Origin of the sequence: Caldalkalibacillus thermarum (assembly GCF_014644735.1) — a bacterium.
In the GTDB taxonomy this organism is placed as follows: Bacteria; Bacillota; Bacilli; order Caldalkalibacillales; family Caldalkalibacillaceae; genus Caldalkalibacillus; species Caldalkalibacillus thermarum.
The window spans coordinates 1-576 of sequence record NZ_BMKZ01000138.1 but is presented as its reverse complement, the minus strand read 5'-3'; the positions used below and the strand labels follow the sequence as shown (position 1 = coordinate 576).

1 protein-coding gene is annotated in these 576 nt (G+C 40.6%); it reads right to left on the bottom strand.

Annotated features, from left to right (window positions below; genetic code table 11):
• Nucleotides 1-310 precede the first annotated feature (310 nt).
• A partial coding sequence (locus IEW48_RS16895; RefSeq protein ID WP_188624734.1) for a transposase occupies nucleotides 311-576 on the bottom strand: 266 nt, incomplete at its 5' end.

The window sequence follows — 576 nt, the reverse complement described above, 5'->3', positions numbered from 1 at the left end:
GTGTGCAGGGGCTATCAATTCCTCTTAAATGTGTGGGAGAAGATCAATTTTTGGCTGAAGTAAAGGATCAGAAAGAAGTCATTCGCTTTAAACGTGATGAACAAGGAAAGATTAAGTATATTGCTTATCACTTCAGACAATTTCCGGTTTCAAACTAAATATAAATAATGGCTCTTCGTCATTTTTTGTGGAGCTCGCACATTTCCGGGCCTTGTATAGGCCGTAAAATCTCCTTCTTCACCTAGTAAATCAAGAGATGATGGCGCGAAAGGGTCAAGCGCTTTTGGCTTGAGGCTTGAAGCGATATCATCTATGCTGAGGTGAAGTGAAGAAGGGAATGAGCTTGTTGAAAACAACCACATTCAAGCTTAACTCTTAACCTAAATCGTTCTCTGTTCCGGTAGCCATAAGCCCTTCTTTTAAGGTTCTTAATCTTATGGTTTGTACCCTCTGTCCTTGCATTGGTATAGGGTAACCGAAAATAGGCTAAAATATGAGTTTTCCAAGTCACCAGTGTCTTGCTGAAATCATGAAAAGGCTTGAATGGACTTTGAAGGGCTGCCTGAATCCAGGTAT